Annotated in this window: 17 protein-coding genes; 13 read left to right on the top strand and 4 right to left on the bottom strand. The window is 62.9% G+C overall.

The features are described 5' to 3' along the window. Positions 1-177 precede the first annotated feature (177 nt). The 4 genes from AC3ZU9_RS05640 to AC3ZU9_RS05625 form a co-directional block, all read right to left on the bottom strand. Positions 178-813: a lysoplasmalogenase gene (locus tag AC3ZU9_RS05640; protein ID WP_093542061.1), complete on the bottom strand. Its 636-nt coding sequence runs from the start codon at positions 811-813 to the stop codon at positions 178-180. A 1-nt stretch (position 814) separates the two neighbouring features. After that, positions 815-1204 carry a protease inhibitor I42 family protein gene (locus AC3ZU9_RS05635; protein ID WP_012722410.1) on the bottom strand — a complete coding sequence of 130 codons (390 nt, stop codon included), beginning with the start codon at positions 1202-1204 and terminating at the stop codon, positions 815-817. Positions 1205-1412: 208 nt separating this feature from the next. Further along, a complete protein-coding gene (gene lon, locus AC3ZU9_RS05630; RefSeq protein ID WP_012722411.1) occupies positions 1413-3833 on the bottom strand; it encodes an endopeptidase La in 2421 nt (806 codons plus the stop codon). Between the two features lie 218 nt (positions 3834-4051). Then, complete coding sequence (locus tag AC3ZU9_RS05625) at positions 4052-5041, bottom strand: GntR family transcriptional regulator (protein WP_490090403.1); 990 nt, start codon at positions 5039-5041, stop codon at positions 4052-4054. Positions 5042-5378: 337 nt separating this feature from the next. On the opposite strand from AC3ZU9_RS05625, the gene AC3ZU9_RS05620 reads away from it, so the two are divergent. The 13 genes from AC3ZU9_RS05620 to AC3ZU9_RS05560 all read left to right on the top strand — a co-directional run bounded on the left by AC3ZU9_RS05620 (position 5379) and on the right by AC3ZU9_RS05560 (position 20486). Beyond that, complete coding sequence (locus tag AC3ZU9_RS05620) at positions 5379-6701, top strand: amidase (RefSeq protein WP_012722413.1); 1323 nt, start codon at positions 5379-5381, stop codon at positions 6699-6701. 11 nt (positions 6702-6712) lie between these two features. Then, positions 6713-7591 (top strand): polysaccharide deacetylase family protein, encoded by an 879-nt coding sequence (locus AC3ZU9_RS05615; protein ID WP_003234086.1) that lies wholly within the window; start codon positions 6713-6715, stop codon positions 7589-7591. Positions 7592-7622: 31 nt separating this feature from the next. Continuing rightward, positions 7623-8963, top strand: a complete 1341-nt coding sequence (locus AC3ZU9_RS05610; protein ID WP_046034403.1) for an MFS transporter — start codon at positions 7623-7625, stop codon at positions 8961-8963. Positions 8964-8973: 10 nt separating this feature from the next. Then, the gene (locus tag AC3ZU9_RS05605; protein ID WP_012722415.1) at positions 8974-9735 is read left to right on the top strand and encodes an SDR family NAD(P)-dependent oxidoreductase; all 762 of its coding nucleotides are present in this window, start codon (positions 8974-8976) and stop codon (positions 9733-9735) included. A 136-nt stretch (positions 9736-9871) separates the two neighbouring features. Beyond that, complete coding sequence (locus AC3ZU9_RS05600; RefSeq protein WP_012722416.1) at positions 9872-10621, top strand: SDR family NAD(P)-dependent oxidoreductase; 750 nt, start codon at positions 9872-9874, stop codon at positions 10619-10621. A 13-nt stretch (positions 10622-10634) separates the two neighbouring features. Beyond that, complete coding sequence (locus tag AC3ZU9_RS05595) at positions 10635-10928, top strand: hypothetical protein (protein ID WP_043204842.1); 294 nt, start codon at positions 10635-10637, stop codon at positions 10926-10928. Positions 10929-11053: 125 nt separating this feature from the next. Continuing rightward, positions 11054-12028, top strand: coding sequence for a CobW family GTP-binding protein (locus AC3ZU9_RS05590; RefSeq protein WP_043204844.1), 975 nt, complete (start codon positions 11054-11056; stop codon positions 12026-12028). Then, entirely contained in the window at positions 12025-13200 is a 1176-nt protein-coding gene (locus tag AC3ZU9_RS05585; RefSeq protein WP_012722419.1) for an ABC transporter substrate-binding protein, read from the top strand. Before AC3ZU9_RS05590 ends, AC3ZU9_RS05585 begins: the two co-directional genes overlap by 4 nt. Before the next feature lie 441 nt (positions 13201-13641). Further along, positions 13642-15978, top strand: coding sequence for a putative bifunctional diguanylate cyclase/phosphodiesterase (locus tag AC3ZU9_RS05580; protein ID WP_490090402.1), 2337 nt, complete (start codon positions 13642-13644; stop codon positions 15976-15978). 210 nt (positions 15979-16188) lie between these two features. Next, positions 16189-16866, top strand: a complete 678-nt coding sequence (locus tag AC3ZU9_RS05575) for a methylamine utilization protein (protein ID WP_012722421.1) — start codon at positions 16189-16191, stop codon at positions 16864-16866. Continuing rightward, positions 16850-19198, top strand: coding sequence for an EAL domain-containing protein (locus AC3ZU9_RS05570; RefSeq protein WP_122809971.1), 2349 nt, complete (start codon positions 16850-16852; stop codon positions 19196-19198). Before AC3ZU9_RS05575 ends, AC3ZU9_RS05570 begins: the two co-directional genes overlap by 17 nt. A gap of 5 nt (positions 19199-19203) precedes the next feature. Continuing rightward, the gene (locus tag AC3ZU9_RS05565; RefSeq protein ID WP_043204846.1) at positions 19204-20067 is read left to right on the top strand and encodes a DUF3034 family protein; all 864 of its coding nucleotides are present in this window, start codon (positions 19204-19206) and stop codon (positions 20065-20067) included. Further along, positions 20067-20486: a group I truncated hemoglobin gene (locus tag AC3ZU9_RS05560; protein ID WP_046034410.1), complete on the top strand. Its 420-nt coding sequence runs from the start codon at positions 20067-20069 to the stop codon at positions 20484-20486. The genes AC3ZU9_RS05565 and AC3ZU9_RS05560 overlap by 1 nt, the downstream gene beginning before the upstream one ends. Positions 20487-20491: the final 5 nt, after the last annotated feature.

Raw genomic sequence — 20491 nt, 5'->3', positions numbered from 1 at the left:
CGGCAACGAAGGGGGAAAGGCCGGCATTTTAGCCAAGTTGGCCCTCGGATGCGCGCGTTGTCTGATTTGTGGTCAGCAGGCTTACTGTGGTGGGCGGGCCTGCTGTGGTGAGCAGGCTTGCTGTGGTGAGCGGGCTTGCCCCGCGCTGGGCTGCGCAGCAGCCCCAAACTATTAAGGTCAGCGCTGCTTCCGGATAAATGCTGATGCAGTGATGCCCCACTGTCCCAGCCAGTAAGTGACGATCAGCAAATACGGCGCCGCCTCGAACGCGACCACAAACCGATTGATACCGATCAGCGTGTCGGAAAACACAAACGACCCCGCACCCGCCGCCGCCAGCAGTGCCGAGCGTTTCGGCACATCACTGCCCAATCGCGCCAGTGCGCGCCAGAGCATGGCGCTGATCACCAGCGCGTACACCACGACGGGGATCAGCAAATCGCCAAGCCCGTGGGAAATCAAAATGCTCAGCAGCACCGCGCCCACGGCCAGCGCGAGCACCAACGGCAGCAGTGCCAAACGCCGACAGTCGCTGTAATAGGCTTTCAGATAGGCCAGGTGCGCAAACAGGAACGCACCGAGGCCAAAGATAAACAGGTCGCCCGGCCAGGCGAGCAGCACATCGCCGACCAGGGAGAAAATCAGCCCCAGGCTGATCCAGCGTCGATAGTCGGTGGGCGGTGCATCATGCAGCCAGCCCAGCAGCGCCAGTACCGGCAGCGGCTTGACCAGCAGGCACAGCAACGCCGCATGGGTGGTCAAGCCGTAGATAAAGGTGCCGGCGCCCATCAGCGCAAGAATCAGCCATGGCATATCAGTTCACCGTGACGGCGCAGTCAAAGGTTTCGACGGGTTCGGCTTCCGGTTCCCAGGGTTGCTGGGAGGTCAGGCGCAAACGGCCCTGGCCGGCCGCGAAGGCCTGGAAGCGCCAGGTGGACTGGCCGCCGCCTCCGATCACGCCGGATTCCGTGCTGCTATAGACCTCGGGGCTCAACGCACGCAGCACACCGCCGGCGGAGTCCTGGATGGCCCAGCGGTAACCGGTGGTGGGGTTGCTGGGCAGGGTTAGGATCAGGTTTTGCCCGGTTTTAAGCTGAAGCGGGCAGGCGCTTTGGTTGTCCACGCTGACGTTTTGCTTGGGGGCACTGGCGCAGGCGGCCAGCAGGGCAAGGCTCAAGGGGAGAAGCAGGCGGGCTGCGGTCATGGGGGCTCCGTTGATTCACGACGAAGGGCGAGCATAACTGAAGATGAGGCAAGGTGTAGTGAGCGGGCTTGCCCCGCGCTGGGTGGCGAAGCCGCCCTGAACCAAACACCGCGTTCTGTCTGAAAGAATGCGGTGTTTTAACAGGGGCGGCTTCGCCACCCAGCGCGGGGCAAGCCCGCTCATTACAGGGCCGGGCACTACCTGGTGATTAGAACAGCACCTTCGCCACGTCCGCAAAGCGCTTGGCAAAGTGCACGGTCATGCCTTCCTTCAGGTACTCCGGCAACTCCTCGAAGCTACCGCGATTCGGCTCCGGCAAAATCAGCTCATGAATCTTCTGGCGCCGCGCCGCAATCACCTTTTCGCGCACCCCGCCAATCGGCAGTACATGCCCGGTCAACGTCAGCTCGCCGGTCATGGCCACGCCTTTTTTCGGCGGCTGGTTACGCGCCAGGGACAATAGCGCACTGGCCATGGTCACCCCCGCACTCGGGCCATCTTTGGGCGTGGCACCTTCCGGCACGTGCAAGTGCACGAAGGCTTCGTCGAAGAACTTCGGATCACCACCAAACGACTTCAAGTTGGAGCTGATGTAGCTGTAGGCAATTTCGGCGGATTCTTTCATCACTTCACCCAACTGCCCGGTGAGCTTGAAGCCGCGATTGAGCGTATGGATGCGCGTCGCCTCGATCGGCAACGTCGCGCCGCCCATACTCGTCCAGGCCAGGCCGGTGATCACACCGGTGCCGGACAGCACTTGCTCATTGCGGAACACCGGCATGCCCAGCGAGCTTTCCAGGTCCTTGTTGCCGATCTTGATCACCGAGTCCGGCTCATCCAGCAGCTTGACCACGGCCTTGCGCACCAGTTTGCCCAGCTGTTTCTCCAACTGGCGCACCCCGGCTTCGCGGGCGTAGCCGTCGATCAATGCGCGCAGGGCGCCGTCGCTGATGCTCAGGCTGTTTTTCGACACGCCGGCTTTTTCCAGCTGTTTCGGCCACAGGTGACGCTTGGCGATGGCAACTTTTTCTTCGGTGATGTAGCCCGACAGGCGAATCACTTCCATACGGTCGAGCAGCGGGCCGGGGATGGAGTCCAGGGTGTTGGCGGTGCACACGAACAGCACCTTGGACAGGTCCAGGCGCAGGTCCAGGTAATGATCGAGGAATTCGACGTTCTGCTCCGGGTCGAGGGTCTCCAGCAACGCCGACGCCGGGTCGCCCTGGAAGCTCTGGCCCATCTTGTCGATCTCGTCGAGCATGATCACTGGGTTCATCACTTCCACATCCTTGAGCGCCTGCACCAGCTTGCCCGGCAGCGCGCCGATGTAGGTGCGGCGATGGCCCTTGATCTCGGCCTCGTCGCGCATGCCACCCACACTGAACCGGTAGAACGGCCGCCCCAGGGATTCGGCGATGGATTTGCCGACGCTGGTCTTGCCCACGCCCGGCGGGCCCACCAGCAGCACGATGGAACCGGCGACTTCGCCTTTATAAGCGCCCACCGCGAGGAATTCGAGGATGCGACTCTTGATGTCATCCAGCCCCGCGTGGTGTTTATCCAGCACCTTGCGCGCGTGTTTGAGGTCAAGTTTGTCCTCGCCGTACACGCCCCACGGCACCGCGGTGGCCCAGTCGAGGTAGTTGCGCGTCACCGCGTATTCCGGTGAACCGGTTTCGAGGATCGACAGTTTGTTCAGTTCTTCATCAATACGTTTTTTCGCCTGGGCCGGCAGCACTTTGCCTTCCAGGCGTTGCTCGAACTGTTCGACATCCGCGCTGCGGTCGTCCTTGGTCAAGCCCAGCTCTTGCTGGATGACCTTGAGCTGTTCCTTGAGGAAGAACTCGCGCTGGTGCTCGCCGATCTTGCGGTTCACCTCGGCGGAGAGTTCTTTTTGCAGGCGCGCCACTTCCACCTCTTTGCGCAGCATCGGCAGGACTTTTTCCATGCGCTTGAGCATGGGCACGCAGTCCAGCACTTCCTGCAACTCGTTACCGGTGGCCGAGGTCAGCGCGGCGGCGAAGTCGGTCAGCGGCGACGGGTCGTTGGGGCTGAAGCGGTTGAGGTAGTTCTTCAGCTCTTCGCTGTACAGCGGGTTGAGCGGCAGCAGTTCCTTGATCGCATTGATCAGCGCCATGCCGTAGGCCTTGACCTCGTCGGTCGGCTCGCTCGGCTGGTGCGGGTATTCGACTTCCACCAGGTACGGCGGGCGGTGGTGCTTGAGCCAAGTCTTGATGCGCACGCGGGTCAGGCCCTGGGCCACGAACTGCAGCTTGCCGTTCTCGCGGCTGGCGTGGTGCACCTTCACCAGGGTGCCGTACAGCGGCAGGCTGGAGGTGTCGAAGTGGCGCGGATCTTCCGGCGGGGTGTCCATGAAGAACAGGGCCAGGGAGTGGTGGTCGGATTTGCTTACCAGCTCCAGGGTCTCGGCCCACGGCTCTTCATTGACGATCACCGGCAGCACTTGCGCCGGAAAGAAGGGCCGGTTGTGGATCGGGATGATATAGACCTTGTCCGGCAGGTTTTGCCCAGGCAGGGCCAGGCCGGTGTTGGACGAAGGGGTTTCAGCGTTTTCGGGGTCGGCGTAGTCGTTGAGGTCGTAATCAGGGAAATCTTGCTGGTCGCTCATGGGGCACCTGCATAAGGAAGTATGGTGCTTAGATGGGGCGGGGCAGTGGTGGTTTCAATGGGGGGGTGGAGTTAGCAACAAATTGCATGAAATAACGGGAGAGACTCGCTCAGTGTGGGAGGGGGCTTGCTCCCGATAGCGGTTATTCAGATAAAAATTGATGTCTGGCACACCGCCATCGGGAGCAAGCCCCCTCCCACATTTTTTATCGCGTGGCGTCAGCTGATTTTGTACAGGTAGGCGGGCAAGGGCTGCTCCGGTAACACTGAGAGCACCTTCAAACGCTGCAACATACGTTGCCGTGCCCGCTGTAAATGCTCACGCAGGTTCAGCGCCGCTGCATCAAACGCGCCGTGCAGCAGCAACTCCAGAATCAAACGATGTTCGGCCAGCATGGCGGGATCGGCGCCGATCCCCAGCAAACGGTAGAAAATCCGGCTGATGATCATCGGGCTCTGGCCCTGGCGGATCAGGGCGGCGATCTTGCGGTTTTGCAGGCCGGCCAGGCAGCGTTGGTGCAAGTCCTCTTCAATCTGCTCAATGGCTTCCAGGCTGCATTGGGGGCTGTCTTGCGCTTCCAGCACGCGCTGCAACATCGCTTCAAGCAGCTCGCGGTCGAGGTGGGGCGCGCTCTGGCGCAGGGCTTCAGGCTCCAGGCAGGCACGCAGTTCGTAGTCTTCGGTGATTTCCCGCGCCGTCAAAGGCCCCGCCAGCCATTGGGAGTAGGGCTCCTTTTCGACCAGGCCACGATCGCGCAGGCGCATCAGCGCTTCGCGCACCACCGCGCGGCTGACGCCGTAGTGGTCGGCAGCGGCTTGCTCGTCGAGTCGGTAGTGGCCGAAGGCAATGCAGGTGGACAGCGCCGCGCCGATTTCCTCAACGATGCGCTCGCCCAGCGGCCGCGTGTCCACCAGCTCATCTTCTCCGTTAAGCCCCAGATGCGCATGGCTCAAGGGTAAGCGCAGTGGCTCCATGGCCAAGCCTTCGGGGTTGATCAGGTAACCCCGGCCGTTGAAGCGGCAGATCAGGCCTTCGTCATGCAGCAGGTCCAGCGCCTTGCGCACCGGTACGCGACTGGTGCCGAACAATTCGGCCAGCGGCGCTTCCAGCAACACCAGGCCGTGACGCGCGGTACCGTTGACGATCGCGTCACGCAACACCTGGTGAATCATCGCGTAACGGGAGGCCGAGGCGGACACTGCTTTCATCGCTTTCTCTAGAGGCTGTAGGACGGTGGCCGGGGATTCTCTCATACCTTGCGCCTGTCACTCTGCGCCACGTCGGTGGCACTTTTTTGGGGCCCGAAAGGTGGGACTGTTACTTTTCTGCACCAAAATGTACTTATTAATAAAAGATACATTATTTCATTGAAGGCGCTTTCCCGCGCCCTGGCAAGATTTTATTCCACCGTTTAAAACCATCTATCCCGTAGCTCTGGGCAAAATTCACGCATCGCGCCCCTACGGCCTGACGAAGACTGGCACGAAAGCTGCCTTTGTAAAATGTACATTTTATTAATATGTACGTTTTGTGAGGGTCATCCTGATGTCAGACGCCACTTCAATGGCCGAGGATTTTGCCAGCGGTCGCAGCGACCCGGTGCAAGCCCTCGAACAGGCACTCGAAAAGGCCAGCCAAGCGCCGGCCGTTTTTATCAGCCTGACTGCCGAACGTGCCCGCCGTGAAGCCGAGGCCTCCGCCGCCCGTTGGCGCGCCGGCCAGCCATTGAGCATGTTCGATGGCGTGCCGCTGGCCTGGAAGGACTTGTTCGATGTGGCCGGCAGTATCACCACGGCGGGCGCCGCCTACCGTCGAAACGCGTCCGCCGCGTTGCTTGATGCCCCCATCGTCGGCCTGCTGTGCCGCGCCGGGATGGTCAGTGTCGGCAAGACCAACCTCAGCGAACTGGCCTATTCCGGCCTGGGGCTGAACCCGCATTTCGGCACGCCGCACAACCCTCATGGCACCGACCAACCGCGCATTCCCGGTGGCTCGTCGTCCGGCTCGGCAGTGGCCGTCGCCGCCGCAATTGTGCCGATCGCCATGGGCACCGACACGGCCGGTTCCATCCGTATCCCGTCGGCGTTCAACGGCCTGGTGGGTTACCGCAGCAGCAGCCGACGCTATAGCCGCGACGGTGTCTTCCCCCTGGCCCATACCCTTGACAGCCTCGGCCCGCTGACCCGCAGCGTGCGCGATGCGCTGGCCATCGACGATCTGCTGCACGGTCGTAGCCAAACCCACAGCGCCCGCAGCCTCAAGGGCCAGCGCTTTGTGCTGGCGCAACAGGACGTCGAACCCGCTGTGCGCAACAACCTGTTGCGCGCCGTGGAGCAACTCAAGGCCCAGGGTGCGTTGATCGAAGAACGCGAATGCCCGACCTTCCAGGCAACCCTGGACCTGATCAAACACCACGGTTGGCTCGGTGCTTTTGAAGCCTTCGCCCTGCACGAAGCGTTGCTCGACAGCCCCGACGCCGAACAACTCGACCCCCGCGTGCGTCGCCGCCTCGAAGCCGCGCGTTCACTGCCGGCCAGCCAGCTTATCCACCTGACCGAAGCACGCCGCCGCCTGCAACACCACCTGGTTGAAGACCTCGACGGCGCCATCCTCATCACCCCCACCGTTGCCCACGTTGCACCGGCGTTGGCGCCTCTTGAGGCCGACGACGACCTGTTTGTCAGCACCAACCTCGCCACCCTGCGCTTGACTATGCCCGGCAGTTTGCTCGACATGCCTGGCGTAAACCTGCCCAGCGGCCGCGATGCCCAGGGCCTGCCCACCGGGCTGCTGCTCAGCGCCCCGACGGGAGAAGACGCACGCCTGCTGCGCGCGGCGTTGTCCGTCGAAACCGTACTTAACGTTTAAGGAGACACACCATGGCTAAAGACATCCTCTGTGCATTTGGCGTCGACGTTGACGCCGTCGCCGGCTGGCTCGGTTCCTACGGCGGCGAAGATTCGCCCGACGACATTTCCCGTGGCCTGTTCGCCGGTGAGATCGGTGCGCCGCGCCTGCTCAAATTGTTCGAACGCTACGGCCTGCGTACCACGTGGTTTATCCCCGGCCACTCGATGGAAACCTTCCCCGAGCAGATGAAGGCCGTGGCCGATGCCGGTCATGAAATCGGCGTGCATGGCTACAGCCATGAAAACCCCATCGCGATGACCGCCGAGCAGGAAGAAATCGTCCTCGATAAATCCATCGAACTGATTACCCAAGTCACCGGCAAACGCCCCACCGGCTACGTCGCGCCGTGGTGGGAATTCAGCAAGGTCACCAACGAGCTGCTGCTGAAAAAAGGCATCAAGTACGACCACAGCCTGATGCACAACGACTTCCACCCCTACTACGTGCGCAAGGGCGACAGCTGGACCAAGATCGACTACAGCCAGCACCCCGACACCTGGATGAAACCCTTGGTGCGCGGCGAAGAAACCGACCTGGTGGAGATCCCGGCCAACTGGTACCTCGACGACCTGCCGCCAATGATGTTCATCAAGAAAGCCCCCAACAGCCACGGCTTCGTCAACCCGCGTCACCTCGAAGAAATGTGGCGCGACCAGTTCGACTGGGTCTACCGCGAACACGAACACGCGGTGTTCACCATGACCATCCATCCCGATGTGTCCGGCCGCCCGCAAGTGCTGCTGATGCTGGAGCGCCTGATCGAACACATCCAGAGCCATGCCGGCGTGCGCTTTGTCACGTTCGACGAAATCGCCGACGACTTTATCCGCCGTCAACCGCGTACCTGAACCTTTGCCCCCCACCCCTGAGGCGCGACCCATGTCCATCTACAACAAGCTTGACCTGACTGGCTGGAAACCCCGGCAACTGACTTCCAAGGAGGTGCGTTTCGCCACCTGGATCGCGTTTTTCGCCTGGGTGTTTGCGGTGTATGACTTCATCCTCTTCGGCACCTTGCTGCCGGAAATCGGCCGGCACTTTGGCTGGGGTGAAGTGGAGCAAGCTGAAATCGCGACCTGGGTGGCGGTGGGCACGGCGGTGGTCGCCTTTGCCATTGGCCCCGTCGTCGATAAGTTGGGACGACGCAAAGGCATTATCTTCACCGTGGCCGGTTCTGCGCTGTGTTCGGCGCTGACCGCGATCGGTGGCGCGTGGGGCAAGTCGCCGCTGATTCTGATTCGGTCGTTGGGTGGCCTGGGCTATGCCGAGGAAACCGTTAACGCCACCTACCTGAGCGAGCTGTATGGCGCCTCGGAAGACCCGCGCTTGACCAAGCGCCGTGGCTTTATCTACAGCCTGGTGCAGGGCGGCTGGCCGGTCGGCGCGTTGATCGCCGCCGGGTTGACCGCGCTGTTGCTGCCGATCATCGGCTGGCAGGGGTGCTTCATCTTCGCCGCGATCCCGGCCGTGGTCATCGCGATCATGGCGCGCAAGCTCAAAGAGAGCCCGCAGTTCCAGATCCACCAGCGCATCAGCCAGCTGCGTAAAAGCGGTGCGGTGAAGGAAGCGCAGAACGTCGCGGTGACCTACGGCGTGGACTACGACGAACACAGCAAGGCCGGCCTCAAGGCGGCCTTCCGTGGCCCGGCGCGGCGCGCCACGTTGGTGATCGGCGCGGCACTGTTGCTCAACTGGGCGGCGATCCAGGTGTTCAGCGTGCTGGGGACTTCGGTGATCGTCAGCGTGCATCACATCTCGTTCGAAAATTCGCTGATCATCCTCGTGCTGTCGAACCTGGTGGGCTACTGCGGTTACCTCAGCCACGGCTGGATGGGCGACAAGATCGGCCGCCGCAACGTGATCGGCCTGGGTTGGATGCTCGGCGGCCTGGCGTTCGCCGGGATGCTGTTTGGCCCGAGCAATATGCCGATGGTGGTCGGGCTGTACAGCCTGGGCCTGTTCTTCCTGATCGGGCCGTACTCGGCGGCGTTGTTCTTTATCAGCGAAAGTTTTCCCACCAGCATCCGCGCCACGGGCGGCGCCATCATCCATGCCATGGGCCCGATTGGGGCGGTGGTCGCAGGCTTTGGTGCCACTCAAGTGTTGTCCGCCGGCAGCGACTGGCAGACCGCCGCGCTGTGGTTCGGCGCACTGCCGTGCTTTTTGTCCGGCGCGCTGATGTTTGCCGCACGCCATGTGCGTCCGGAAACCGTTCAGTAAGGAGTGATCGATGAGTCGTAAAGTTGCCTTGATTACCGGCGCCGCCAGCGGCATCGGCCAAGCCCTCGCCGTGGCCTATGCCCGCAACCGCGTGGCGGTGGTGGGCGGGTATTACCCGGCTGATCCCCATGACCCGCAGACCACCGTCAGCCTGGTGGAAGCCGCCGGCGGCGAATGCCTGATGCTGCCGTTGGACGTGGGCAATACCGCCTCGGTGGATGCGCTGGCCGAGCAAGCCATACAGCATTTTGGGCGACTGGATTACGCCGTGGCCAACGCGGGTTTGCTGCGTCGCGCACCGTTGCTGGAGATGACCGACGCGCTGTGGGACGAGATGCTCAATGTCGACCTCACGGGGGTGATGCGCACCTTCCGCGCGGCGACCCGGCATATGCATGCGGGCGGCGCGTTGGTGGCGATTTCATCGATTGCCGGTGGCGTGTACGGTTGGCAGGAACACAGCCACTACGCGGCGGCCAAGGCCGGTGTGCCGGGTTTGTGCCGGTCGCTGGCGGTGGAATTGGCACCGCTGGGTATTCGTTGCAATGCGGTGATCCCCGGGTTGATCGAGACGCCGCAGTCGCTGGATGCGAAGAATTCGCTGGGGCCGGAAGGCTTGGCGAAGGCGGCGCGGGCGATTCCGTTGGGCCGGGTAGGGCGGGCGGATGAAGTGGCATCGCTGGTGCAGTTCTTGACCAGTGAGGCGTCGAGCTATTTGACCGGGCAGAGCATCGTTATCGACGGTGGGCTGACCGTGCGCTGGCCTGACTGATGTACCCGATCCAAATGTGGGAGGGGGCTTGCCCACGATGACAGTGTGTCAGCCAGTTTATCTGTAGCTGACACTCTGCAATCGAGGGCAAGCCCCCTCCCACATTGGAACTGTGTTTTTTGTAGGAGATGTGTGTATGCCTCAACTGACTAACCGCCGCGCCGTCATCACCGGCGCCGGCAGCGGCATCGGTGCCGCCATCGCCCGTGCCTACGCCGCTGAAGGCGCGCGCCTGGTGCTGGCCGACCGCAACGCCGCCAGCCTCGCCGAAACCGCGATCACCTGCCGCAACCTCGGCGCCGAGGTGTTCGAATGCCTGGCCGACGTGGGCAGCGTCGAAGGCGCCCAGGCCAGTGTCGACCGTTGCGTCGAACAGTTCGGCGGTATCGATATCCTGGTCAACAACGCGGGCATGCTTACCCAGGCGCGCTGCGTCGACCTGTCCATCGACATGTGGAACGACATGCTGCGCGTCGACCTCACCAGCGTCTTCGTCGCCAGCCAGCGCGCCTTGCCGCACATGCTCGCGCAGCGCTGGGGGCGGATCATCAACGTGGCCTCGCAACTGGGGATCAAGGGCGGCGCCGAACTGACTCACTACGCCGCCGCCAAGGCCGGTGTGATCGGCTTTACCAAGTCCCTGGCCCTGGAAGTGGCCAAGGACAACGTGCTGGTCAACGCCATCGCCCCCGGCCCGATCGAGACGCCGTTGGTGGGTGGCATCAGCGAAGACTGGAAGCGCGCCAAGGCCAAGGAGCTGCCCCTGGGCCGCTTTGGCTTGGCGGACGAAGTGGCACCGGTTGCAGTGCTGCTGGCCAGCGAGCCGGGGGGCAACCTGTTTGTCGGCCAGACCCTGGGCCCGAACTCCGGCGACGTCATGCCATGACGGAGGTGTAGCGATGTGCGGACTCTGCGGATTGCTCGGCGAAGACCTGCACTGGAGCGACCCCCTGGGCGACGAACTGCCCCGACGCCGCGAACGCCTGCGCCGGATTGCGGCGATCAACCAAGTGCTGGCGGTGTTCCGGCTCAAGGTCGAAGACTTCCAGGGCGCGTCCTACCTGCTGTTGGGCGCCACCGGTAAACAGGCACTTGCCCATGGCCTGGATCAACTTTGGCAGGCCGCCGAGACCCTGCTCGGCCGCCCGTTGGATCCTCTCGATCCGATACTGCTCGACCATCTTGAACGCTGAACCCGCCCTCTGTGGCGAGGGAGCTTGCTCCCGTTGGAGCGCGAAGCGCTCCGGTTTTCTGGGGGCTGCTGCGCAGCCCAACGGGAGCAAGCTCCCTCGCCACAATGGACGGTTTGGAAACGACTATGAGCATTGCCCTTAATGTCATCACCGGCTTCCTCGGCAGCGGCAAGACCACCTTGCTCAAGCGCCTGCTGCAGGGCGAAAGCCTGGGCGACACCGCGCTGCTGATCAATGAATTCGGCGATGTCGGCATCGACCACCTGCTGGTGGAAGAAGTGGCGCCGGACACTGTACTGCTGCCCAGCGGCTGCGTGTGCTGCTCGATCCGTGGCGAGTTGAAAGACGCGCTGCTCGGCCTGTTGCAGCGCCGCGAGCGCGGTGAAATCCCGGCCTTTAAACGGGTGATCCTGGAGACCACTGGCTTGGCCGACCCGGCGCCGATCCTCGCCACCTTGAACAACGATGTGCAACTGCGCGGGCGTTTCCATATCGGCCTGGTGATCACCCTGGTCGACGCCAGCCACGCCACCCTGCAAGAACGCCTGCACCCGGAATGGCTGGCCCAGGTGGCCGCGGCGGACCGCTTGCTGCTGAGCAAGACCGATCTTGCGGGCGACTGCGCGGCACTGCGCGCGCACTTGCAGGCGCTGAATGCGGGTACGCCGATCCTGAATACCCACGACATCCACAGCGGCGATCAACTGTTGCTGGGTGAGGGCCTGCGCAGCGCCGAACCGGCGGTGGAAGTCAGTCGCTGGCAGCTGCATCGGACCACCACAGCTATCCACGGTAGTGCACAAGTGTGCAGCCTGACCTTCGACCAGCCGCTGGATTGGGTGGGGTTCGGGGTCTGGTTGTCGATGCTGTTAAGATGCCACGGCGAACGAATCCTCCGTGTCAAAGGGCTGCTCAACGTGAACGCCAGTAACGCCCCCATCGTCATTCATGGCGTGCAGCATTGCCTGCATGCGCCGGTCCATTTGCCTGCGTGGCCGGGCAGTGACCGCCAATCGCGGCTGGTGTTTATCCTGCGCGGCCTCGACCCCGCGCTGCTGCGGCGCTCGTTCGAGGCGTTCTCGCGGCGGTTCGCGGCATGATCACCCTTCGCGTCCTCGGCACCTCCGTCACCTTGCTCGAATGCCTGCGTGTACGCGCCGAACAGGAACTGGGCATTCGCCTGGTGTACCAGGTGCATGATGTCGAACAGGCCCAGCGTATCGCGGTGATGCAGCCCGAGAGCTATGACCTGTACGACCAGTGGTTCCACAACGTCGACTTCGTGTGGCCGGCCCGGGCGATCCAGCCCATCGACACCCGGCGCATTGCGCTGTGGCACGAGATCAATGACCTGCCCAAGCGCGGGCGCCTATCCCCCAATGACCGCCTGGGCAGCGGCAGTGTGCCGAGCGAGCGCCTGTTCGTGCAGCACGACGGCAGCCTCGGCAGCACTGTCACCGAGCGAATCAGCATGCTGCCGCTGACCCACAACGCCGACAGCTTCGCCTACCGCCCCGAGCGGCTGCCCGAAGGTTTTTGCCACGGCAACGAAAGCTGGGGCTGGCTCCTCGACCCCGCGTGGCGTGCGCGTACGGCCTTGCAAAGCGACGCCGCCATCGGCGCCCTGGATGCCGCGCTGGCGGTGCAGGGCGCAGGGCTGGCGACGTTCAAGGACATCGGCAATATGAGCATCGAAGAGATCGACGTGCTTGCCGACATCCTCGTGCGCAAACAGAAAGAAGGACACTTCGCGGCGTTCTGGTCCGATGATGAAGAGGCCGCGCAACTGATGCTCAGCCCGAGTATCGATATCCAGAGCCTGTGGTCACCGACCTTGATGCGCCTGCATCGCGCTGGGGTGAAATACCGCCTGGCGGTGCCGAGCGAAGGGTATCGGGCGTGGTTTGGTGGCGTGTCATTGTCGCGGCATGCCAAGGGGCCGGTGCTGGATGCGGCGTATGCGTATCTGAATTGGTGGCTGTCCGGGTGGCCCGGGGCGGTGATGGCGCGGCAGGGGTATTACATCGGCAACCCGGCGCGCAGTCGTGATCACCTGAGCAGTGCGGAGTGGGATTACTGGTATGCGGGTAAGCCGGCGCGGGAGGAATTGCTGGGGAGTGATGGGTTGCCGTTGATTGATATCGGTGAAATGCGTGATGGCGGGTCTTATGAGCAGCGGATGGGGCATATTGCGGTGTGGAATTCGGTGATGGATGAGCATAATTATTTGGTGCGGCGGTGGGGGGATTTTATGCGGGCTCGGGGTGGTTGACCGGGTACCTATCCGTTGCTGCGGTAACGGCTAACCCGGCGTCCTGCCGGGTTCTTACTGTCGATCTCGGTTAAATGTGGGAGGGGGCTTGCTCCCGATTGCGGTGTGTCAGCTAATACATCTGCAACTGCCCCACTGCTATCGGGGGCAAGCCCCCTCCCACAGTTTGATCTCCATGTATCAGGTGCTTACTTTTGGGATCTTCCAGAAGTGAGTCTCAACCCCCCCCCAAAAATCAGCCAACCCTCTGTCGCCAATAAACCGGCACTCATATCCCCGGTTTTATTGGGTGCACTTACCCCAACTCCCAGCTAATCTCCTCACACCCAACACTCAAACAAAATAGATGTTTTTTTGACGCCAGGTCAGCGGTCGCAAGGGACGCACATGACAAAGGGACGCCGTGGCAGAGAGAGGCGAACGCTGCCAGAGGGCACTGCAATGAGGTGGCGCCACACGTTCCAAACCCGTATCGCGGGGGTGCTCGCGCTATTGCTGCTGGTCGTCGTTGCCGCTACCTACTTTGCCGTAAAGACCGCGACCTCCCGCGCCGTGGAAAACCAGGCGCGAGTCCAATTGAAAACCGGCAGCCAAGTGTTCGAGCGCCTGCTCGACCTGCGTGGGCATCGCCTGCAAAACGGCCTGGACTGGCTGACCGCTGATCTCCCCTTCAAACGGGCTGTGGCCGAAGGCAAGACCGTGCCGATTCTCGCCGCCCTGCGTCGCCACGGCACCGGTATCCGCTCCAGCGAAGTGTTTGTATTGGGCCTGGACGGCAAGGTCATGGTCAGCACCTTGCCGATCCTCACGCGTGGGCAGTTTTTCCCCTATGACGACGCCCTGCGCCACGCGCGGCGCACGGGGCTGCAGATGCTGATTGTGGCGATGGATAGCCGGCCTTATTTGCTGGTGCAGGATGAAGTGCTCGACCCACTGCCCGTCGCCCGCATCGTCATGGGCTTTCCCATGGACACACTGTTCGCTAACGAACTGCGCTCCATGAGCAACCTGGAGGTGTCGTTCCTCAGCGTGCAAAACGGCAAGCCCGGACCGCTGTTCAGTACGCAGCCGGACGCTTACCACGCCACCACCCTTAGCCTGCTGCGCGAGGGGCACATCAGCCCTGAACCGAAGATCCACCTGTTTTATGGCCGGCGCGTGCTCAGCCAAGTGTTGCCGCTGGCCAACACCGGCGATGGCAACGAAGTGCGCGTGTTGCTGCAAAGCCCGCTCGACCATGCCTTGGAGTCCTTCGCGCCGCTGGACCGGCAGTTCCTTGGAATCGCCCTCGCGGTGCTGCTGGTGTCGTTGGCCGGGGCGTTGTTTTTGGCGCGACGGGTGTCGCGCCCGCTCAATGCCCTGGTGCAGGCGGCCGGGCGGATTGGCGCCGGTGACTATCGCACGCCGGTGCGGGTGCGCAGCCACGATGAGTTCGGGCTGTTGGCCCGTGCCTTCAATGCCATGCAAAGCGGCATCGCCACGCGCGAGCGGCAATTGGCGCACAACGCGCTGCACGACCCGCTCACCGGCCTGCCCAATCGCGCGCTGGCCATGGAGCGACTGGGCAGCGCGATCAGTGCGCGTCGGCCGGTGGTGTTGCTGTACCTGGGGATCGAAAACTACCGGGTGATCAACGAAGGTTTCGGCCCCCAGGGCGTGGAAGAAATGCTGCGCGAAGCCAGCCGCTGCCTGTCCATGAGCCTGTTGGCCAGTGACACGGCGGCACGTATTGCCGGCAGCGAGTTCCTGCTGTTGCTGGAAAACACCGAGGTCGACCGCGCCGTGGCCCGTGCCGACCGTCTCTATGCACTGCTCACCGAACCCCAGCGTATCGGCAACGACGAGCTGCGCCACGAAGTGAGCATCGGCATCGCCGCCTACCCAGCCGATGGCCAGCACGTGGAAGAGTTGATCAGCCGCGCCGCCATCGCCCGGCATGACGCCGCGAGCCTGCCGGGGCATTTGCAGATCTACCAGCAGGACCGCGACTTGGCCCATCAGCGCCAGATCACGCTTATCCGTGACCTGCGGCGTGCGGTCATCGAGGGTGAGTTGTTCCTGTGCTACCAGCCCAAGCTCGACCTCAAGCACGGGCATGTGCGCCAGGCCGAAGCCTTGTTGCGCTGGCAGCATCCGGCCCTGGGCCAGGTGTCCCCGGACGAATTCATCCCCCTGGCCGAACGCACCGGCAGCATGAGCAGCCTGACCCTGTGGGTGATTGAAGAAGCTATCCGCCAGATCGCCGAGTGGGCGCAGCGCGGCATGCTGATCCAGCTCTCGGTGAATATTTCGGTGGATGATCTGGCCGATGATGAGCTGGCTATCCGCGTCACTGCCTTGTTGATGCAGTACCAGGTGGGGGCCGAGCAACTGATCTTCGAGATCACCGAAAGCGCGATCATGCACAACCCGCAACAGGCGCTCAGCGTGTTGGAGCAACTGCGCGGCTGTGGCATCAGCCTGTCGGTGGATGACTTCGGCACCGGCTATTCGTCGCTCGCGCAATTGCAGCGTTTGCCGGTGCAAGAGTTGAAAATCGACCAGTCCTTCGTGCGCAACCTCAACAGCACCAGTGGCGACGGAGTGATCGTGCGCTCGACCATCGAAATGAGCCACAACCTGGGGCTCAAGGTGGTGGCCGAAGGTGTGGAGTTCGAGCCCAGCCTCAAGCTGCTCAAGCTATGGAATTGCGACACCGCACAGGGCTACCTCATCAGTCGGCCATTGAACGCGATGGCGTTCGAGCGTTGGATGCGCCGCGAGCGGGCGCCCATCTAAATAGTCATTCCTGTCGACTACAGATTTTTAGAGCAGGGTCGATAACCTCTACAGAGCTTGACCGATTGCATAGGTTTTCGCCGACCAGCGGTCATGTGTTCCTGTAAGCTGAATGATGGCAATTTGCCTTATTTGCGTCATCATGCCCGCAGTGCAACGCTTCTGTGCCAAGGCTGGCCGCTCTTTTAGCCCATTTTCTGCGGATCGACCATGGCTCGGATTTTCCACCTGTTATCCCGTGCGGCGCTGTTGCTGGCCGCGGCCGGCCCCGCGTCGGCGGCGACGCTCGAGGTGGCGGCTTACCAGGCCGACGGCCGCCCGGTCGCCGATGCCGTGGTGACCCTCCGAGGCCCGGCTGATGCACCGCAGGGTGTGCTCAAGGCCGATATGGACCAGCGCGGTCAACGCTTCGCGCCCCATGTGCTGGCGGTGCATACCGGCACGCAGGTGCGCTTCCCCAATAGCGACAATATTCGTCATCAGGTCTATTCGTTCTCCGCTGCCAAGCGCTTTGAGCTGCGTCTTTACGAAGGCACGCCTACCGACCCACTGCTGTTCGATAAACCCGGTGTGGTGGTGCTGGGCTGCAACATTCATGACTGGATGCTGGGCTATATCTACGTGACCGACGACCCTCGCTTCGGCGTCAGCAATGCCCAGGGCCGGGTGCACCTGGAACAACTGCCGGCCGGCGACTACCACCTCACCCTATGGCATCCGCAACTGGCGGGTATGCAGCCGCTGGATGGCGGCACCTTGCACATCCCCGCGGCCGGCCTCAGCCACCGCGTTGTGTTGAGCCTGGAACCTGCGCCTGCGGACTTGCCGCCGGCACCCAGCGCCTTTGGCGATGCCTTCAATCGAGCCGCCCATGAAACTGCGCAATAGTTTCCAGGCGCGGGTCGCCAGTGTGCTGATCCTGCTGTCGCTGGTGGTGATCGGCGCGTTGTATTTCAGCGTCAAGGCCGCGACCCGCTCGGCGGTACGCGGTCAGGCCCTGGCGCAGTTGGACGTGGGGACGCGGGTGTTCGAACGCTTGCTCGACGCGCGCGGCCGACGCCTGGCCGATGGCGTGCAGTTGTTGGCGGCCGACTTCGGCTTTCGCGACGCTGTCGCCAGTGGCGATTCAGCGACGATGCGTTCGGTGCTGCTCAACCACGGTAAGCGTATCAACGCCAATGACATGATCCTGCTGGGCATGGACGGCAACGTCCTGGCCAGCACCGTGGAGGAAGTCCCCGAAGGCTCGACCTTTCGCTACGACCAGGCCCTGCGGGAAGCTCGGCGCAATCGCCAGGCGACGCTGATCGTGCCGTTGCAAGGCGAACCGCACCTGTTGGTGGAGGCTTCGGTGTTGGCACCGTTGCCGATTGCACGGGTGGTGATGGGGTTCAGCATGGACGGTGCGTTCGCCGATGAGTTGCGTTCGTTGAGCAACCTGGAAGTCTCATTTCTGGCGATTGATCGTGGCCGTCCTGGCGAGCTGGTCAGCACCCAGCCGCAGGTACTGCGCGCGAGTATCAGCGCGCTGATGCAGGGCGATTCGACGCGCCGTGGCGTGTCCACCACCGATCACCTTGAGCACCGTTTCCTCAACCAGTCGCTGGTCCTGGCCAGTGATGAAAACGGTAAAGTCCTGGCCCTGCTGCAAAGCCCGCTGGACGCGGCGATGCAGGCGTTTGTACCGCTGGATGAAAAGATCCTCGGCATTGCCCTGGTCGCGCTGATCGCTTCGCTGATCGGTGCGTTGCTGCTGGCTCGCACGGTATCGCGCCCGGTGCAGGCGCTGGCGCTGGCGGCCGAGCGTATCGGCAGTGGCGACTACCAGACCCCGGTCGTGCTGGCGCGCAGTGATGAACTGGGGCGCCTGGCCCTTGCGGTCAACGCCATGCAGAGTGGCATTGCCGAGCGCGAACAACAGCTGGCGCATAACGCCCTGCATGATCGCCTCACCGGCCTGCCGAACCGTGCGCTGGCCATGGAGCGCCTGGGCAGTGCAATTGCGCTGCAGCGGCCGATGGCGTTGATCTACCTGGGGATCGACAACCTGCGCGTCGCCAGCGAAGCCATCGGGCCGCAAGCCGTGGACCAATTACTCTTGACGGTGAGCCAGCGCCTGCAAGCGGCGTTGCGCCCCGGCGATACCCTGGCGCACCTGATCGCCGATGAATTCCTGCTGCTGCTCGAAGGCGCGGGCAGCGACGAAGCTGTGGGCATGGCCGACAAACTGCAACAACTGTTGCTGCGTCCCCAGCGCATCAATGGCCATGATCTGGCCTTGGACTGCCGCCTGGGCATCGCGGCGTACCCGGCCGATGGCGCCAGCCCCATTACTTTGCTGGAGCGGGCGGCGATTGCCATGAAGGACGCCGCACAAATGCCCGGCCGCTTGCAGGTCTACGAGCAGGGGCGCGACCTGGTGCACCGCCGCCAGATCACCCTGATCCGCGACCTGCGCCACGCCCCCAACCTGGGCCAACTGCTGTTGCACTACCAACCCAAGCTGGACATCCGCCAAGGCCATGTGCGCCAGGCTGAAGCGCTGTTGCGCTGGCAGCACCCGCAATTCGGCATGGTCTCGCCGGCGGAATTCATCCCCTTGGCCGAGCGCTCCGGCAGCATCACGTTGCTGACCCAGTGGGTGATCGAGGAGGGCATCCGCCAGTTGTGCGAGTGGAACCGGCGCGGCCTGTCTCTGCAGTTGTCGCTGAACATCTCGGCGGACGACCTGCTTGGCGATGAACTGGCCCATCGGGTCTCGGCATTGCTGCGGCGCTATGGTTTGCCGGCGGAACAACTGCTGTTCGAAATCACCGAAAGCGCGGTGATGCGCGAGCCGGAAAAAGCCCTCAAGGTGCTCAACCTGCTGCGCGACTGCGGCATTGGCCTGTCGGTGGATGACTTTGGCACCGGCTATTCGTCATTGGCGCACCTCAAGCGCCTGCCGGTGCAAGAGTTGAAGATTGACCAATCTTTTGTGCGCAACCTCGATGAAACCAGCGAAGACGCGGTGATCGTGCGCTCCACCATCGAGATGAGTCACAACCTGGGCCTCAAAGTCGTCGCCGAAGGCGTTGAATACGCCCACAGCCTGCGCCTGCTGGAGCGCTGGCAGTGCGACACGGCACAGGGTTACCTGATCAGCCGGCCCTTGAGTGCCGACGCCTTCGAAGCCTGGGTGGCCTTGCCCCTCAGTGCGCAAACTTCCCGGGTTCATTGAGTGGCATGACGGTGCGTGTTTCTTTTCTGATGGGTTGCCTTTGCGCGCTGACCCTACAAACGGCGCTGGCCGATAATGGCCGGCTGATCGCGACCGGCGGCGCCAGCAGCATTGAAGGCGCGGCGGGGGGTGGTATCACACCGTGGGCCGTGCTGGCCGGGTATGGCGAACAGCACGAGTGGGGCGCCACGGCATTCGCCACCACGGTCAACCTTCCGGATTATCGCTTGGACGTGGCCGGTCTGGCGCTGGCCTATGACAACCGTGTCGAGCTGTCTTTCGCCCGCCAGCGCTTCGACCTCGGCACACTGGTGCACAGGCTCAACCTGCCCGAAGACAACCTCGGGCAGGACGTGCTGGGGCTCAAGGTACGGCTGTTCGGCGACGTGATCTACGACGCGTTGCCCCAGGTTTCGCTGGGGCTGGAATACAAGCACCAGACCCACTTCGATATCCCCAGCCTGGTGGGCGCCAAGCGCGACAGCGACGTCGAGGGCTATCTGGCCGCCAGCCGCTTGTTCATGGGCGCCGCGTTTGGTTACAACGTGCTGGTCAACGGCAGCCTGCGCTACAGCCGGGCCAATGAAACCGGCTTGCTTGGCTTTGGCGGTGACCGCCGCGACAGCCGCAGCCTGCTCAAGGAGGGCTCGCTGGCGCTGCTGCTCAACCCGCGGTGGGCCGTGGGCGTGGAGTACCGCGAGAAGCCCGACAACCTGTCGTTTGCCGGCGAAAGTGACTGGGCGGACGTGTTCGTCGGCTATTTCCCCAACAAGCATGTGTCGTTTGTATTGGCCTACGCACGCCTTGGCGAAATCGCCACGCTGGATAACCAGAATGGCACCTACCTGTCGGTGCAAGGGAGTTTCTGATGCGCGTGTTACCGCTATTCCTCGCGCTGTTGCTCAGTGCCTGCGCCCAGCAGCCGCCGAAGGATGACAGCCTCTATCGCGACCTCGGCGCCCTGCCGGGTATCACGCGTATCGTCGAAGGCATGTTGCTCAACATCGCGCGCGATGAACGCATCGTCGAGCGCTTCCGGCGCATTGATATCCAGCGCCTGCGCAACAAGCTGATCGAACAATTTTGTATGGAGGCGGGTGGGCCGTGCACCTACACCGGCGACAGCATGGCCGAGAGCCACAAGGGCCAGAACGTGAGCCGCAGTGATTTCAATGCGTTGGTGGAAGACTTGATCAAGGCGATGGACAGCGAGGGGATTGCAGTGCCGGTACAGAATCGCCTGATTGCGCGGCTGGCGGTGATGCGCGGGGAAGTGATCGAACACTGATCGCA

The organism is Pseudomonas sp. A39 (assembly GCF_058145955.1).
The sequence above is the reverse complement of the archived record's forward strand: the minus strand, read 5'-3'. Positions and strand labels throughout refer to the sequence as shown.

Bases quoted from the DNA above. Each gene is read 5' to 3' on its own strand.
- AC3ZU9_RS05640 (WP_093542061.1), bottom strand. From the start codon at position 813: ATGCCATGGCTGATTCTTGCGCTGATGGGCGCCGGCACCTTTATCTAC.
- AC3ZU9_RS05635 (WP_012722410.1), bottom strand. From the start codon at position 1,204: ATGACCGCAGCCCGCCTGCTTCTCCCCTTGAGCCTTGCCCTGCTGGCC.
- lon (WP_012722411.1), bottom strand. From the start codon at position 3,833: ATGAGCGACCAGCAAGATTTCCCTGATTACGACCTCAACGACTACGCC.
- AC3ZU9_RS05625 (WP_490090403.1), bottom strand. From the start codon at position 5,041: ATGAAAGCAGTGTCCGCCTCGGCCTCCCGTTACGCGATGATTCACCAG.
- AC3ZU9_RS05620 (WP_012722413.1), top strand. From the start codon at position 5,379: ATGTCAGACGCCACTTCAATGGCCGAGGATTTTGCCAGCGGTCGCAGC.
- AC3ZU9_RS05615 (WP_003234086.1), top strand. From the start codon at position 6,713: ATGGCTAAAGACATCCTCTGTGCATTTGGCGTCGACGTTGACGCCGTC.
- AC3ZU9_RS05610 (WP_046034403.1), top strand. From the start codon at position 7,623: ATGTCCATCTACAACAAGCTTGACCTGACTGGCTGGAAACCCCGGCAA.
- AC3ZU9_RS05605 (WP_012722415.1), top strand. From the start codon at position 8,974: ATGAGTCGTAAAGTTGCCTTGATTACCGGCGCCGCCAGCGGCATCGGC.
- AC3ZU9_RS05600 (WP_012722416.1), top strand. From the start codon at position 9,872: ATGCCTCAACTGACTAACCGCCGCGCCGTCATCACCGGCGCCGGCAGC.
- AC3ZU9_RS05595 (WP_043204842.1), top strand. From the start codon at position 10,635: ATGTGCGGACTCTGCGGATTGCTCGGCGAAGACCTGCACTGGAGCGAC.
- AC3ZU9_RS05590 (WP_043204844.1), top strand. From the start codon at position 11,054: ATGAGCATTGCCCTTAATGTCATCACCGGCTTCCTCGGCAGCGGCAAG.
- AC3ZU9_RS05585 (WP_012722419.1), top strand. From the start codon at position 12,025: ATGATCACCCTTCGCGTCCTCGGCACCTCCGTCACCTTGCTCGAATGC.
- AC3ZU9_RS05580 (WP_490090402.1), top strand. From the start codon at position 13,642: ATGAGGTGGCGCCACACGTTCCAAACCCGTATCGCGGGGGTGCTCGCG.
- AC3ZU9_RS05575 (WP_012722421.1), top strand. From the start codon at position 16,189: ATGGCTCGGATTTTCCACCTGTTATCCCGTGCGGCGCTGTTGCTGGCC.
- AC3ZU9_RS05570 (WP_122809971.1), top strand. From the start codon at position 16,850: ATGAAACTGCGCAATAGTTTCCAGGCGCGGGTCGCCAGTGTGCTGATC.
- AC3ZU9_RS05565 (WP_043204846.1), top strand. From the start codon at position 19,204: ATGACGGTGCGTGTTTCTTTTCTGATGGGTTGCCTTTGCGCGCTGACC.
- AC3ZU9_RS05560 (WP_046034410.1), top strand. From the start codon at position 20,067: ATGCGCGTGTTACCGCTATTCCTCGCGCTGTTGCTCAGTGCCTGCGCC.